Here is a 14,418-nt window from a genome sequence, read left to right on the forward strand (position 1 = left end):
GTAAGTGTCTAGAGTTTTGGGAAAATGAAAAATTAAATATCATATATCTTGAGAGAGCGAGAAAATCGCTCTCTTTTTTCGTTGCAAAAATTAAAGAAAGGAGAAAAAATGTCAGATAATCCAGAATTGATGGGATATGTGTGAAAGGAAAAGGATATTCTCTAACAGATAAGGAGTGCAGTTCTATAATCTAAATTAAGAAAGGAAAAACTCGATGAGTATTCTGATTATATTTAATCTAATTTTTGCTATTGCTTCATACGGCATGTTTCTCAGCTCTTATCACAGAAATAAACCCTATGTGCTTTTTCTAGTTATTTTCACCATCAATGCTTTTGCAGTTTTATTAACACTATTCATCTATTTTGGACTAATCAAGTAAAGAAAGGATTACTTATGAAAAAACACAAAACAAAGGTCTCAAGGTTGACTAGAGACGTAATGATTTTAGATTTGATGAATACAATGGGATGGACTAGAAGCCGTGCTATTGCAGCTATTGAAGAGTTAGAGCAAACTCATCTTGTTTATTTTCCTGAAGCTGGTGGCTTGAGGTTACAAGTTGTAGGAGGCTACTAATGGCGGATATCACAATTGATCAACTAGCTACTCTAACTTTTTATCAGATTCCAGAAATATTTTTCACCCGTATTCAACACAATGAGAACGGCTATGTCAAATTGACTAGCTCTTACACAGGTCTTTCATCTGATGCTAAGTTGGCTTATGGTGCTCTTTATAATCGTTGTAAATTAAGTATCAGTTCATTCCAGAAGGGCAATAGAGATTACGTTGATGAAAATGGAGCAGTCTTTCTAATTTTTACAGTTTCTGACTTGATGCTACTACTAGATAAGGGAAAGATGAAGGTTACTAAAATCAAGAAAGAACTGCAAGAACATGGTCTCTTACGAGAAGTTAGGCAAGGGCTCAATAAGCCAAATAGACTTTATCTTCAGCTAGTGGATGCTAATTTAGAAATAGTGGAGCACTATTCATCTGATGGTGAGTTACTGAAGAGGGTTAATGCTTTTGGTAAAGTTCTCTATGAAAAAGCACCCCAAAGCCTTGGTAATAGCGAAAGTATCAAAAACGGACGTCCGCAAAATGGACTTCAAAACGTCCACGAAGCGGACGGAATAAATACAGAGAGGAGTCAGACAGAATATTCATACGATACTAATCGATACGAAGGCGAGTCATCTTTATCTGATTTATCAATTTCTGAAGCATTTAAAATGGGGCAACATGGTTTTCTTTCTCCTCAACTAGTTCAGAAACTCAGTTTGTTTGGGAAAGATGCGAAAATTCTTGAAAATAAAATCTATCAAGCAAAACGCCAAGTTGAGAAGGATTACAACAACCTCTTAGCTGATCAGGAAATTTATGGAGAGGTTTGGCTGCAAGATCTTGAACGTGAGCTTGATAAATTGATTTTCAAAATTAAAACTGGAGAGGCTGAAGGAAAATCAATCCAGAATGTCCCAGCCTACTTCTACAAAATGATGATTCGTTTTTGGAAGATGGCTCTACTCATTGAAAAAGAACATGGTTTCCTAGAGGCATCAGGACAAAGTGAGCACGCTAGAAAATTCCCTGATGAGTGCCCTAGTCTGATTGCATATTATTATCCAGATAAACTGTCGGAGACGAAACTCAATAGCTATTTATCAGAATTGTCTAAGGGAGTTGAAACATGTTAAAAGATGAATTTAGACCAATTGATGGTAAAGTGCTAACGATAGGTCGTAGCCCGAAGGAGAAAATCTACATGATTCCTAAAGCTGTTTTTGATTTACCGAAAAAAGAAAGAGCTGAGAAACTCAGCCAAATTTTCTCATCATGGCAACAGAAAGAGAGTTGATTTTATGGGATTGTTTAAGCTAGGGTTAATGATTATATTCGTCATCGGTTTATTATTGCTCTTTGGTTGTACTATTGGAAAAGTTATAAAGGAAGTGGATAATGCTTCTTTGCTTGATGATGAAATACTATCAAGTCCAAATGATGAAGGAGACAAGTAGATGTGAGTAAACAAACACAAAATCGTATCAGAGAATTACGAAAGCAGTCTAGACTGTCTCAGCAAGCCTTGGCTGATCAGATAGGTGTTTTTCGTAACACCATATCGAACTGGGAAACAGGATATAGTCAGATAAGTCTTGAAAATGCTAAAAAAGTAGCAGAATACTTTGGGGTAACTATTGACTACCTGTTAGGATCAGAATCGGACCAAACCTAGTACAGATAAATCTATATTGACCGAGAAGTCATTAAACTACAGACCTTTGAAAACTGAATACAAGGCTTGCCCTAATACAGCGTGGCTATGGATAAAAAAGAAACGGGGGCGAGTAGCAAACTAGAAAAGGATATCTAGTCCAGCCACTGAACGAAAAAGCATGACAATGGTCATAAGCTGAAGGAGTAAGGGTTCCTAGACTATAAACCCAGCGTACGAAATACCGATGTAAAAATACGTTTTTACACAGCACGGCGTTATTCCGCTTTTCAACTTCAAGGAGAAATCTATGACAGATGAAATAACCGTCCGCCTAAAGGACTTAAAAAACTTAGGAAAACAAGGAGGTGCGACAGCTCGCTTAGAGGATGGCACAGATCTTATTCTAAAGCCAGACTATGCAGTCAAACAGGCTAGAGGATACGTAGACGGTCTTTTAAGGGATGTTGAATTTCATTTGCCTTATAAAAAGGTTTATGATCAAATTCGCACTATTAAGAGAGATGCTCAAGTTATAGCTCGAAAAGTTAAGACACCATCAGGCATGGAACTTCGTTTAACTGGAAAAGGCTATAATCCCCAAAAATAAAGAAAAGGAAAAATCAAAATGAAAATGAACAAGAAAAATGTATTAGCTACACTAGCACTTTCAACTATCGCACTTGCACAAGCTGGTTATGTATCAGCAGACGAACTTGCACCAATTGATTCTTCAGCTCCAACAACAGAAGTAGTTACGCCAACAGCACCTGGCGCTTCAACAGAAACAGGGGCTCCAACAGTACAGCCAACAGATCCTTCAGTTACTCCAGTTGACCCAACAACGCCAAGCGTACAAGGTAAGGACAACGCTGAGAACCTTGATGGCGTACCAACTGATAAACCAGCACCTTCTGATAAGCCACAGGATAAGGATAATGCAGGTAGCCTCGATGGTGTACCAACACCATCAGATAAACCACAAGACAAAGACAACGCAGGAAGTCTTGATGGAGTGACAACTGATAAACCAGCACCTTCTGATAAGCCACAAGGTAAAGATAATGCTGAAAGTCTTGACGGTGTGCCAGCTGAAAAGCCAAAAACAACTGACGAGGCCAATGAGCAAGGAAAATCACAAATTGGGACTACTTCGACCGCAACAGGTCAAGTGGTTCATGATATAAGCAAAGAACCCGTTGTAACAAATACGGGAGAGGCTATCGTTAGCACCGAAAACGGAAACGTAGTCCTCTCAGATGGTTCTGTAGTGGCTCCAGAAGAAGTTGGTGGAACAGTTAACGAAGATAAGACTATCTCTGTTACTGATTCAGAAGGCAAACTCAAAACACTTCCAAATACAGGAACAGAAGCAAGCATTTTGGGTACTATTGGAGTTATGTTGTTGACAGCAGTTGCCTACGTCTACAAGAAGAAAATGTTTTAAGGTGAAATGGAAAGGAAAACAATTAAATGACAGAAAAAACTCAAGGTCATGGCTATTTCCGTAAGAAAAAATGGGCCAAAGGCTTAGTATCAGGGATTGCAGTTGCAGGGGTTGTAGCCTTCTCTGCAGGATCAGCATTTGCGGATGAGGCAGTCCAACCTGAAAGCAAGAATGACAATAACATGTATGCTACACAAGCTGGTAAATCAACAGGAAGCCAGTCTGTAGCGATTGATAATACAGCAGTCACAAAGGCTGCTGAAAAAGCAAAAGAAGCAGGGGTGAACGTTTCTGAGACTCAGTCAGTTGATAAGGGAACGGATACTACTGCAACAAAACTGGAACAGTCTAAGTCTGAGATTAAACAAGACCAGGACAAGCAGGTCAAGGCACTTGAAGAAACGACTGCAAAACAAGTCGAAAACAATACAGCCTTCAAGGAAGCGCAGGAAGACATTCAAGCTAATAATAGCTTTGTAGCTGCTGAAAAAGCCAAGCACGAAGGGTCAACAACTGTCACAGTGACGAATGACGGTTCGACCGCTACAGATGGTTCAGCAACCCAAAACAAGCAAGCTGCTTCAACAGCTAAACAAGTTTTGTCAGAAAATAAGAAAGCAGTAATAAACTACCTGGGTGAAAAATCTAAGTATGATGCTACTGTTGAACAAGCTACTGCTCTAAACAAAGCGGTAGAAAGCGCATCTGAACAGTTGAAGAAAGAAAGTGTTGACGTTAAAGTCATTACACGTACAGTCTCTTCAGTCGCAGAAGTAGAAGCATTGAAGAAACAAAATGAGCAGGCTATTGCAACTGCAAAAGGCAAAGTGGAGCTTAACAAAGCCCTGATGGCTGCCTACACGGAGAAGAAGAATGCTAGTGATCAAGTCAATCAGGATGCTGACCGTAAGTTCGCTGAATTGAAAAACTCAGGTGTACTTCTCAGTTCTAAAACCCAAGAAATTTCCTCAGTAGATGAGGCTAACCAAATTACCAAACAAAACCAGACGGCTTATAATCAAGCTAAGCAGGCCCAAGCTGAATGGCAGAAGAAGTACAACGATCTTCAGTCTAAAACAAGCACTGAAGGATACACAAAAGAAGTTGTACTACAAGCTTTAAGTCTTTCGACCGCTAATCCTGAAGCAACTGTGAAGTCTACAGCTTCAGGAGCAGAAGAACTGACTACGGATTATATCGCCTCATCAAGTGGCAGATCTGGGTACTCTCGTGTTCTAGACTCAACCAAAGTCTTGAAATACAAAGATGTGGGCAATGGTTGGACAACAGAAATTGATTATACTGGGTTAAACGGCTTAACAGTCACAACAGAGGATGGGAAACAACACAATATTTCTCGTATCCATCGAAAATTTCAAATTGTAAACCAAGGTAAAACTGGTCTAAATGATGTCTATGTCTTAAATGATCCGACTGAGGGCTTTGTAGTTGCTCGAAATGATGGAACAGGTGGAGCTGCGGACTACATGAACTTCCTGGTTACAGATACCTACTACTACAATGAGGACGGCCAAGAAGTAGCTTTCAAGGCATCTAAAAAGACACCTGCAGCCTTGACCTACTCGTCTCTAAACCACAACCCTATCGGGTGGGAAGGCGCAAAAGCCATCAATGGGACACATGTTGAAATTAATGGATCAACTGTTACTCAAAACAAGGATTATGGCTATGTTTATGCAGAAGACTATAACCGTGAGGAAGAGGTAGGTCATCTTTGGGATACTTCCTCTTCAGCATATCAGTATAAGGGTGCTGCTCTTGGAGTCTTTAAGGAAGGGACAGCCTTCACAACCGAATTTATTCAATGGGATGGACCAGAAAGTCCAAATGGCCAAACCTATTGGTTTGCTTTGAATACAAAGGTTGTAGCGCCAGTTGTTGAAGTTCCTGCAACAGCAACTATCACAAAAACAACTGTGAAACCTGTTAAACCTGATTCAATCAGTGCTAACCTGGTCAATGCGAAAAATCCAGCAAAACCAACTTTAGCGCTGAAAACAATTTCTGAGACGAAAAATCAGAAATTATCAGCAAGTTATCACGGCTACAAGTTACAGTATAAGCCAGTTGTCAGCAAATCTGTAGCAGATACAGATAAGACCAACACAAATGGTCAAGAAGTAGCTAAAAACGCTACTCAGACCTATACATTGACCCATGACAATATCTATTCCAATGTGAAAAAGGGTGACAAGATTACCATCATCGATCCTCTTGAAGCTGGGGCTGTTCCTGATGTAACTGTGACGAAAGTAGCTGCAGAGAAAGCTGGATGGGGTGTTGTCTATGATGCAGGAAAGAACACTTATACCTTTACTGCTACCTATCAAGGAAAACGTCTAGATGCCCCAGTGATTACCTGGAAGCCAGTCTATGATAAAGGATTTTTCGATAATACCTACAAGGTTGTAGTAAACGACTATGAAGTTTTCTCAAACCCTGTTACAACAACAACGCCAGCACCTCCGAAACCAGTCAAATCGGTTCTGGATCGCTCTGGTAAGGATATCAATAGTGCGACAACATTTGATCGTAACGTGACCTTCCGATTGGTGACTGATTATAGTCCATATACCAAAACTCTCGCTTCAAGTCAAGCACTTGGTAAGAAGTTTGCTATTCTTGATGATGTTCAAGACAATGCCTTCACAGTTGACCACAGCAAGATCAAGATGACTGCTGCAGGACAAGATGTGAAAAAACTCTTCGAGATGCATCATGTGCTTTCAGACAAAGCACGTACAGATGCAATCAATAAAATCCTGAAGGAATTGAACTTGAATCCGAAGGGTGAATTCTATCTCTGGGTAGCCAAGGATTCTAAGAGTTTCTACCAAAACTACGTGAAACCAAATAAGAAGATTACTGTTGATCTTCCAGCCAAACTCTTGGTTAAGGCAGGGGAAAAAATCGAGAATGAATTTAAACAGATCGATTTTGGGAATAGCTATCAGTCGAATCTTGTAACAGTTGAAGTTCCAAACGTTAATCCAGAGAAACATGCCCTGGATCAAAAGGATAATAAAAAAGTCTTGGACGGCCAAGAAGTACAGATTGGCCAATATATTCGCTATCTACTAGATGGCGTAACCGTGCCTGCTAAGCACGATAGCCTCTTCCAATATGACGGTAGTGACCAGTTGGATGTAGTTCATGATCGATATACAGGGAAGTGGTCAGGGATTTTCAAGGGGACAGAGTACACAGCTACTAAAGACCTTATCTTGCCATATGATGTCATCCTGAAGAATGGTAAAGTAGTCAAAGCTGGTGACCTTCTCGCTAAAGGTACAGCTTATGCCTTCTTGTTTGAAGTGAACCAGGATACGGATCCTAACTTCCTTAAGAAAATCGTGACCGTCAAATGGGACGAAAAAGCAGGCAAATGGTCTTACGTTATCAACCAGGACTTCCTAAATTCTTTAGGAGTCAAGGGTAGCTTCGATGCAGACTTCTATCTAGAAGTCGAACGCATTACAGCTGGGAAGGTTGAAAACACCTTCATCAATACAGTCAATTTACAAGAGATGACGGCTAAAGTGACAACCACAACGCCAGAACCTCCAAAACCAGAGCCTAAAGAACCAGGCAAGCCACAACCACAAGCATCGCTGCCAAACACTGGAACTGCAGCAAGCATGCTTCCAACTTGGGGAATGATTTTGGGATTGTTGAGTCTTGCAGGAGCTGGGCTTCGTAAGCATAAAAAATAGAACATCTAGAAATTCCCCCTCATCTATGGTATAATGAAGCCATAAAAAAGAGGGGGAAGAGAGATGAGAAAGGACACGAAAATGGATGCACATGTGACTAGAAGTGGATATAGATACTACACTCCAACTCAAAAAAAATCAGAAGTCACTAAGCCTGAAGAAGAGAAGAAGTGGAAAAAAGGCCTCAGTTGGCTAGGAAAAGCCATCTGGTCAGGAATAAAGAATCTACCGAGTGTAATTGTGAGAGCTGCCGTTTTGATGGTTGCGACTCCACTCATGTTTCTCCTCTTTATCTTTAATCTGATTAAGAGCTTGATTGCGACAGCAATTGGATGGGTAGTATTTAAGATTGTAGTTGTCCTAGGCTATGCTGCTTTTTGGGAAATATATTTTTGGATAACAAAATCAGGTCCCTCTGCAGATGTAGAGAAGCAGTTAGATTGGCTTATGACTAACTTTTTCTTTCCTCAAAAGGTCCCCATCTACTATTGGTGGGAAACGACTATTATCGTTGTCTTAGCTGTGATTACAGCCCTCTCTCTAACCTTTCGTCCAACGGATGAAACATAGTATTGAATAAACAAAGTAGGTACTAGGAATCTTTCTTAGTACCTTTTTTATAAAAAGAAAGTGAGAAAAAAATAATGGATGCAGTTGTAGATTTTATTAACAAACTTGGGAATATGGGTGGAATTATCGGTATTGGTTGGGCCGTTTGGGGTGCCTGGGATTTAGTAATCGGAATCAGACGGGAATTGGATGATAAAAAGGATAAAGGTATTCAGAGTATCATATTGGGTGCAGCAATTGGTGCTGTTTTAAAAGCCCTCTTTACAGCTTTGGCAACAGGTCTTCAATCTCTTGGTTAGGATGAAGAAGAAAGAGGAGGTGGTTTTATGGACCAATCCACACTTGATCAACTAACCATGAGTCTGAAAGACTATAATGCGACAGCCTATGAATTGATGGAAACTGTTTCAGGATCGATGGGGAAGGTAGCAATTTTGCTCCTTCTCCTTTTTATGGGGATCAACCTCATGAATTGGCACCAACAACTTAAAAGCAATGGAGGAGAGCTGTCATTTCAGCTTTGGATTGAAGAAATCCTCAAGTATGCTATCGCACTCTTTTTTATCCTCTATGTGGATGCGATTTTTGATGCCTTGTCATGGTTGTTCAATGTTATCATTAAGTTAATAGCCAAGAATGCTACAGATCCTTTCAGTTCTGAGCCACCAGATTTTAAAGGTTTGGGTATGATTGAGAAATCATTCTTTAAAATTGTTTATGCGGTTGTTGATTTTGTCGGTCAGATATCGACTAAGTTGTTGATCCTGTTACGCTCCTTTACGCTTTACACGTATAAGGGAATCGCTAAAATTATTGTCGCTTGTTACATGGTGGATAGCTTACGCCCGATCTGCCTCGGTTTCTTTAAGCTCTATGCTGCTGCTGTCCTTCAGGGATTGATTTTAGTGGTTGTGACCATGCTTTATCCAGCGATTGTCACGAATGATTTATTGACACTTAGCAATACTGGAGCTTTTATAACTGCACTCGTAGCCATTGCAAAAGGAATCATTTACATCATTATGCTATTTGGTAGCCAACGCATGGCTAAGAATATCATGCAGGTGAACTAGGAAGGAATTTGCTAAAAAGGTACTGAAGAAAGGAACAGAATGACACGTTTAGGCAGTGAATTTTTAAAGGCTTTAGATAGCTACGAAAGGCCAGTTATAGGGTATATGACACTGAGACAGTTAGTGCTACTATTTGGTATAGCATTGACAGTAGTTGTCACTACTATTCTCTATTGGCTGAAGGCACCTGATATAATCCTTTATGGCGTTGATATTTTATTATTAGCGCCTTTTGTTATTTTCGGGTGTTACATTGATGAAAAAATTAAAGATGAGGTTCGTTTCCTTTTGACTAAGCAGGAACGCTCTTATCAGACAGATTATGACAGAAAGGAATATACAAGAAATGAATTTATTCGGCCGAAAGAAAACCCCGAAACTCTCTAAGGAGGAACGGGAACGGGCCAAACGTCTAAGACGTACCATGACGGCATCTACACAGAATAGTCTTAATTATCAATGGTTGATGCCTGATGGGCTCATGAAAATTACAAATGATCAATTTTCAAAGACCTATCGCCTAGGTGATACAAGCTATATTACTGCAACAGATGATGAGCGAATTGATATCATTGAAACAAGCGCTGATATTTTTAATTCGCTGGATATTGACAATGATATGCAGCTATTGATCCTAAATCGTAGGGTAGAAAGCAATAGCTTATCTTCTATCCGCTATGATTTAGTTGGAGATGGATATGATGATTATCGTAAAGAATATAATGCGATGATCAATGATCGTTTTTCTCAGGAACAAAACACCTTCAAGGTAGAAAAATATCTGACGATTACTACCCAAACTGATCAGGATCATCAAGCTAGAAGAATTCTTGATGATACAGCCAGCGTTATTGAAAGTCAATACAGTGGCTTAGGAATCTCCTTTAAAGAGTTAGAGGGATTAGATCGTCTTCTTATCTTCCGAAAAATCTTGAGGCGAGAAGGTTTTATTGATTTTAACTATGAAGACATCGCTATTTCTGGATTATCCACCAGGGACTTTGTAGCTCCAAACTATCTGAAGTTTGAAAAAGATCATATGAAAATTGATGATTGTTTCGCAAGGGTGATGTATGTTAGACAATATCCTACCTTCTTGAATGACAAACTGATTAAGAATATCCTGGATACAGGAATTGAACTGGCTATCAGTCTGCATGCGAAGCCCTATGATACTGCAGATGCCCTGAAGAAAATCAAGACAGTTAAGTCAAGTGTACGTAGGGAAATGATCAAAAGTCAGAAGACTGCCGCAAAAGAAGGTTATGGAAGTGACCTGGCTGTTGGTGGGAAGGCTGTGGAGACATCTCGTGAAACAGAGAAATGGACTGAAGAACTCCAGGACAATGACCAAAAAATGTTTTCAGGTGTGATGACGATTTTCTTCATGGCTGACAGTCTGGAGGAGTTGAATATCTACACTGAGCAGGTTCAACGATCTGTCCGTAAGAATACGGTAGAACTGGATAAGTGTTACTTGTACCAGGAAGAATCCTTGAATACGATTCTACCGATTGGGATTCCATTTATCAATGTGAAACGCCGTTTTATGAGAGATATGACTACCAGTAACCTGGCCACACAAGTCCCATTTACCAACGTAGATCTTCGATCTAACAGTCCACGTGCAATTTATTATGGCCAGAATCAGCTATCTAAGAACGCTATCACAGTTGACCGTAAGAAAGACTTGAATACAGGTTCAGGTTGTATCTTTGGGACGTCAGGATCAGGAAAGTCAGTTCTTGCTAAAGGAGGAGAGATTATTCCTACAACTTTAAGTTACCCTGAAGATAATATTATTATCGTCGATCCTGAAGATGAATACACTGTTATTGGTCGAGAATTAGATGCTGAAATTATTACAATCGCTCCTGGATCACAACATCACTTCAACTTATTGGATCTACCTGATAAGGATAAACTGCAGGCAGAAGATAGTGATCCGATTGGCCAAAAATCAAACCTCTTATCAACCTTGTTTGAGAACATATTCTCTGAAGTATCAGACGATGAATTTGCGATGATTGACCGTGTGACGAGAAAGACCTATGAGGAATTTGAAAAACCAACCTTTAAGGATTGGCAAGCCGTTTTGGAACGTCAACCTGAAGCTGTTGCTAAGGATCTGGCGCTGAAGGCAGAACCTTATACTATTGGATCAAATGATATCTTTGCACACCCTACAAACGTCAATATGAATAGTCGCTTTATTATCTTCAATCTCAAGCAGTTGAGTGGTAAATTGAAGCCATTTGCCCTCTTGGTGATTCAGGACTTCATCTGGAACCAGGTAGTCAATAACCAAGGTAGAACAATTACATGGCTATACTTTGATGAGTTGCAGCTCTACTTCAAGAATAAACTCCAGGCAACCTTCTTTACAGAACTATACTCACGTATTCGTAAATATGGGGCCATTCCAACAGGGATTACACAGAATCCAGAGACTGTTTTATCTACAGAAGAAGGTAGAAAGCTAGTCGCAAACTGTGAGTTTCTAGCCCTCCTGAAGCTGAAGCGGACAGACCTAGATGCCCTGGAGCAGGTTATCCCTCTTACGCCTTCACTGGAGCGATTTGTCTTGCGGCCAAAAGCGAAAGGTACTGGTTTGATCGTGGCTGGGGATACGATTGTCCCATTTGAAAATCCTATCCCTAAAGATACCAAACTGTATCAATTGGTTGCGACAGATAGTTAAAAAATAGAAAGAGAGGTAATTTCTTTTGTCTAAAAGTAATCGCAAACAATTAAAACAGGAACGCAAGCGAAGAATCAAAGAAGGATTAGCCCTCAATGCTGAAAAAAAGCCTAAAGAAGCACGTTTAGACTCAAAAGTTGCATTTAAAGAAGCTAAGAAGAATTATCGCTTAGCGAACAAAGATTATAAACTACATAAAGGACCTCAAGCAACAGCTAGAGGTCTTTTCTTTAAGCAACAACGTGATCGAGCAAAGTTGGAAAAACAAATTGCAACAACGCTCTATAAACGAGCTAAAAAAGCTGATGACAGTTATATCCCTAACCGCCTAAAGAAACGTGCTAAACAAAGTGCTCGAATGAAAGCGAGACACGACGTTGAGAAGACAGTCAGAGATAATGAGATTCTTGGAGACTGGGTTCAGGCGAGGCAAAACATTCGTCAATTTAAGTATCAGGTAAACGCCTCTAAAAGAGCGTTAAATGCTGTAGGAAAATTATCCAAGTATTCAATCAAGCGCAGCTATGGACAGCTCAATAGAAGCTATAATTTCATCAGAGGGCGAGGATATACTCGAACACCAAAAGAGTTCTCCTGGGAAGGAAAGCTCAGCAAAAAGATGAAACAGGCCAGAAAGCGACTTGCAGGTTCAAAGTTTGGGAAGGTGTCAAGAGGGACAGGAAAGGTTTTGAAGGTTGCGACAAAGCCCCTGCGTTCCATCTTATCCAATCCTTTAGCTGTCAAGTCCTATTTCTTAATGTTCCTCATCTTTGCAGTATTTGGGGCATTTATGGCCATGTTTGGAGGCAGTGGTCCTGTCCAACAAAATGAATTTGACCTGAACAAGTCATGGCTTCAAATTAGTAAACGAGATCGAGAGAAGTCAAATGATAAGGTAGACTATTGGACCAACATCGATGACATGATCTTTTTCATGAACTTTCGCTACGGTAGTGAGTGGAAACCAGAAAGTAACTGGAATGAGGGGACTGGTGGTGAATGGGCTGGAATATTAGGTTTCAATCACTATTCAGATGCCTTGAATGATCTTTGGAATCATTTGAATGATGACCCTCACAACTTGAAAAAGATGGCTGACTTATATGGCCCCTCGTCAGATCTCAAGTGGACTAAGTTGAGTGATAGCGAGTTAGAAGAGTATAAAGAGCTAGAGGATTTGACTAAAGAAGTTGGTCGATACCCATCTTATCAAGAACTAGCTAATCCCTTTTACCAGGAAGACGACCCTTCTTATCATGCTCCTCTAGTTATCCTGAAGCGGTTTGGTTATACCTCTAAGAGTGAAATCTATGAGAAAACACAACTAAAAGCTTCAACAGGACAAGCTCTAAGAGCTCCTATTGACGGTCAAGTCAGTGTGACAGATGATACTACTGTATCCATCAAAACAGATAAAGCCATCTTTACTTATGAAGAGGTAGGAAATATCCGTGTTTCTGACGGTGATCAGGTCAAAGCTGGAGACGAGGTTGGGAAGGTAACGGCAAATGGTTACCAGGTCATTCAGTATCAAAAATTGGAGGAAAAAGAGACAAAGGATAAGAAAGAAAAGTGGACATCAGTCAATCCAGGCTTTTACTTTCAATCTGTCACGTACAATCAGACAACCTCAGTCATTACTACACTTGATGGTGATTTAGGACAAAAATCACGAGCGATAAAAGACTACTTGAAGCAAAAGGTACCAGGGCTGACAGATAATGGTTTGGCAGCCATGCTTGGAAACTTTGCAACTGAAAGTAATATCAATCCTAAACGTGCTGAAGGAGATTATCTTAGTCCGCCAGTAGGGGCTGATTCTTCTTCCTGGGATGATGAGTCATGGTTAGCTATAAGTGGGCCCGCTATCTATGATGGTGGGTATCCAAATATTCTTCGTCGAGGTTTAGGATTAGGTCAGTGGACAGATACAGCAGATGGTTCTACTAGGCATACTCTATTATTGAATTATGCAAAATCAAAAGATAAAAAGTGGTACGATTTAGAACTGCAGTTAGATTTTATGTTGGAGGGGGATACTCCTTACTATATCACTGAACTGACCTCAATTCTAACCAGCACAGAAGATGTAGAGACACTTACAGAGCGGTTCCTGGTTAACTGGGAAGGGAACTCTGGAGACAAGGTCCTAGAGCGCCAAAATAACGCTAAGCAGATCCACGCTTTTCTTACTCAACAAGTTCGAGGAGGTGGAGCGTTAGCGTCTTCCTGGAATTTCCCTGAAGAGTATAAGTCAAAAGTGGAACACCCTCCAACACAGGCTTCTATGACTACACAACAAGGAAGCGGTTATGAAGTGGGACAATGTACTTGGTATGCCTATAATCGTTTAGTTGAACTAGGAACGATTACAGACTTATCAGGAGCTTATGGTTACCTTGGCAATGGTCAGGACTGGGTAGCAAATCTGGTCGCAAAAGGATGGCGGTATAGTACAACTCCAACAAAAGGAGCTGTTGTATCAGTAGTAGGTGGATTTGGTGGGACACCAGATGAATACGGCCATGTTGCGATTGTGGAAGCTGTGAATCCAGACGGTTCATTCCTCGTTTCAGAATGTAATATCCAAGGAGTACAGGATAAGGTCCATTTTCGTGTCATCTATCCAGCTTACTACTATACGTTTGCGACACCGAATTAAAAAAGAAAGA

At 40.3% G+C, this 14,418-nt stretch carries 14 protein-coding genes; all 14 read left to right on the top strand.

All coding sequences use genetic code 11. The features are described 5' to 3' along the window. The first annotated feature begins 396 nt into the window (after positions 1-396). Positions 397-579, top strand: coding sequence for a hypothetical protein (locus Q4443_RS10150; protein WP_303408352.1), 183 nt, complete (start codon positions 397-399; stop codon positions 577-579). Further along, a complete protein-coding gene (locus Q4443_RS10155) occupies positions 579-1,703 on the top strand; it encodes a replication initiator protein A (protein ID WP_303408353.1) in 1,125 nt (374 codons plus the stop codon). Before Q4443_RS10150 ends, Q4443_RS10155 begins: the two co-directional genes overlap by 1 nt. Next, positions 1,697-1,864 (top strand): hypothetical protein, encoded by a 168-nt coding sequence (locus Q4443_RS10160; protein ID WP_303408354.1) that lies wholly within the window; start codon positions 1,697-1,699, stop codon positions 1,862-1,864. The genes Q4443_RS10155 and Q4443_RS10160 overlap by 7 nt, the downstream gene beginning before the upstream one ends. Positions 1,865-1,868: 4 nt before the next feature. Then, positions 1,869-2,024, top strand: a complete 156-nt coding sequence (locus Q4443_RS10165; RefSeq protein ID WP_000522391.1) for a hypothetical protein — start codon at positions 1,869-1,871, stop codon at positions 2,022-2,024. A 2-nt stretch (positions 2,025-2,026) separates the two neighbouring features. Next, positions 2,027-2,242: a helix-turn-helix transcriptional regulator gene (locus Q4443_RS10170; protein WP_303408355.1), complete on the top strand. Its 216-nt coding sequence runs from the start codon at positions 2,027-2,029 to the stop codon at positions 2,240-2,242. A 289-nt stretch (positions 2,243-2,531) separates the two neighbouring features. Beyond that, positions 2,532-2,831: a hypothetical protein gene (locus Q4443_RS10175; RefSeq protein WP_303408356.1), complete on the top strand. Its 300-nt coding sequence runs from the start codon at positions 2,532-2,534 to the stop codon at positions 2,829-2,831. 24 nt (positions 2,832-2,855) lie between these two features. Continuing rightward, positions 2,856-3,668, top strand: a complete 813-nt coding sequence (locus Q4443_RS10180) for an LPXTG cell wall anchor domain-containing protein (protein WP_303408371.1) — start codon at positions 2,856-2,858, stop codon at positions 3,666-3,668. Between the two features lie 26 nt (positions 3,669-3,694). Next, positions 3,695-7,402, top strand: a complete 3,708-nt coding sequence (locus Q4443_RS10185) for an SspB-related isopeptide-forming adhesin (RefSeq protein WP_303408357.1) — start codon at positions 3,695-3,697, stop codon at positions 7,400-7,402. Between the two features lie 63 nt (positions 7,403-7,465). Beyond that, positions 7,466-7,972: a hypothetical protein gene (locus Q4443_RS10190; RefSeq protein WP_303408358.1), complete on the top strand. Its 507-nt coding sequence runs from the start codon at positions 7,466-7,468 to the stop codon at positions 7,970-7,972. A 74-nt stretch (positions 7,973-8,046) separates the two neighbouring features. Further along, entirely contained in the window at positions 8,047-8,271 is a 225-nt protein-coding gene (locus Q4443_RS10195; RefSeq protein ID WP_303408359.1) for a hypothetical protein, read from the top strand. A 27-nt stretch (positions 8,272-8,298) separates the two neighbouring features. Beyond that, positions 8,299-9,045, top strand: a complete 747-nt coding sequence (locus tag Q4443_RS10200; protein WP_070683675.1) for a hypothetical protein — start codon at positions 8,299-8,301, stop codon at positions 9,043-9,045. Between the two features lie 39 nt (positions 9,046-9,084). Further along, a complete protein-coding gene (locus Q4443_RS10205) occupies positions 9,085-9,432 on the top strand; it encodes a PrgI family mobile element protein (protein WP_000197454.1) in 348 nt (115 codons plus the stop codon). Further along, positions 9,392-11,746, top strand: a complete 2,355-nt coding sequence (locus Q4443_RS10210) for a VirB4-like conjugal transfer ATPase, CD1110 family (protein WP_303408360.1) — start codon at positions 9,392-9,394, stop codon at positions 11,744-11,746. The genes Q4443_RS10205 and Q4443_RS10210 overlap by 41 nt, the downstream gene beginning before the upstream one ends. A gap of 25 nt (positions 11,747-11,771) precedes the next feature. Beyond that, positions 11,772-14,408, top strand: a complete 2,637-nt coding sequence (locus Q4443_RS10215; protein ID WP_303408361.1) for a phage tail tip lysozyme — start codon at positions 11,772-11,774, stop codon at positions 14,406-14,408. Positions 14,409-14,418 lie beyond the last annotated feature (10 nt).

This window comes from Streptococcus sp. GP0011, assembly GCF_030546305.1.
In the GTDB taxonomy this organism is placed as follows: Bacteria; Bacillota; Bacilli; order Lactobacillales; family Streptococcaceae; genus Streptococcus.

What these genes read in the sequence shown, in the direction of transcription:
- Q4443_RS10175 (WP_303408356.1), top strand. Translation starts at nt 2,532, where the DNA reads ATGACAGATGAAATAACCGTCCGCCTAAAGGACTTAAAAAACTTAGGA.
- Q4443_RS10180 (WP_303408371.1), top strand. Translation starts at nt 2,856, where the DNA reads ATGAACAAGAAAAATGTATTAGCTACACTAGCACTTTCAACTATCGCA.
- Q4443_RS10210 (WP_303408360.1), top strand. Translation starts at nt 9,392, where the DNA reads ATGAATTTATTCGGCCGAAAGAAAACCCCGAAACTCTCTAAGGAGGAA.
- Q4443_RS10190 (WP_303408358.1), top strand. Translation starts at nt 7,466, where the DNA reads ATGAGAAAGGACACGAAAATGGATGCACATGTGACTAGAAGTGGATAT.
- Q4443_RS10185 (WP_303408357.1), top strand. Translation starts at nt 3,695, where the DNA reads ATGACAGAAAAAACTCAAGGTCATGGCTATTTCCGTAAGAAAAAATGG.
- Q4443_RS10195 (WP_303408359.1), top strand. Translation starts at nt 8,047, where the DNA reads ATGGATGCAGTTGTAGATTTTATTAACAAACTTGGGAATATGGGTGGA.
- Q4443_RS10150 (WP_303408352.1), top strand. Translation starts at nt 397, where the DNA reads ATGAAAAAACACAAAACAAAGGTCTCAAGGTTGACTAGAGACGTAATG.
- Q4443_RS10205 (WP_000197454.1), top strand. Translation starts at nt 9,085, where the DNA reads ATGACACGTTTAGGCAGTGAATTTTTAAAGGCTTTAGATAGCTACGAA.
- Q4443_RS10155 (WP_303408353.1), top strand. Translation starts at nt 579, where the DNA reads ATGGCGGATATCACAATTGATCAACTAGCTACTCTAACTTTTTATCAG.
- Q4443_RS10200 (WP_070683675.1), top strand. Translation starts at nt 8,299, where the DNA reads ATGGACCAATCCACACTTGATCAACTAACCATGAGTCTGAAAGACTAT.
- Q4443_RS10160 (WP_303408354.1), top strand. Translation starts at nt 1,697, where the DNA reads ATGTTAAAAGATGAATTTAGACCAATTGATGGTAAAGTGCTAACGATA.
- Q4443_RS10165 (WP_000522391.1), top strand. Translation starts at nt 1,869, where the DNA reads ATGGGATTGTTTAAGCTAGGGTTAATGATTATATTCGTCATCGGTTTA.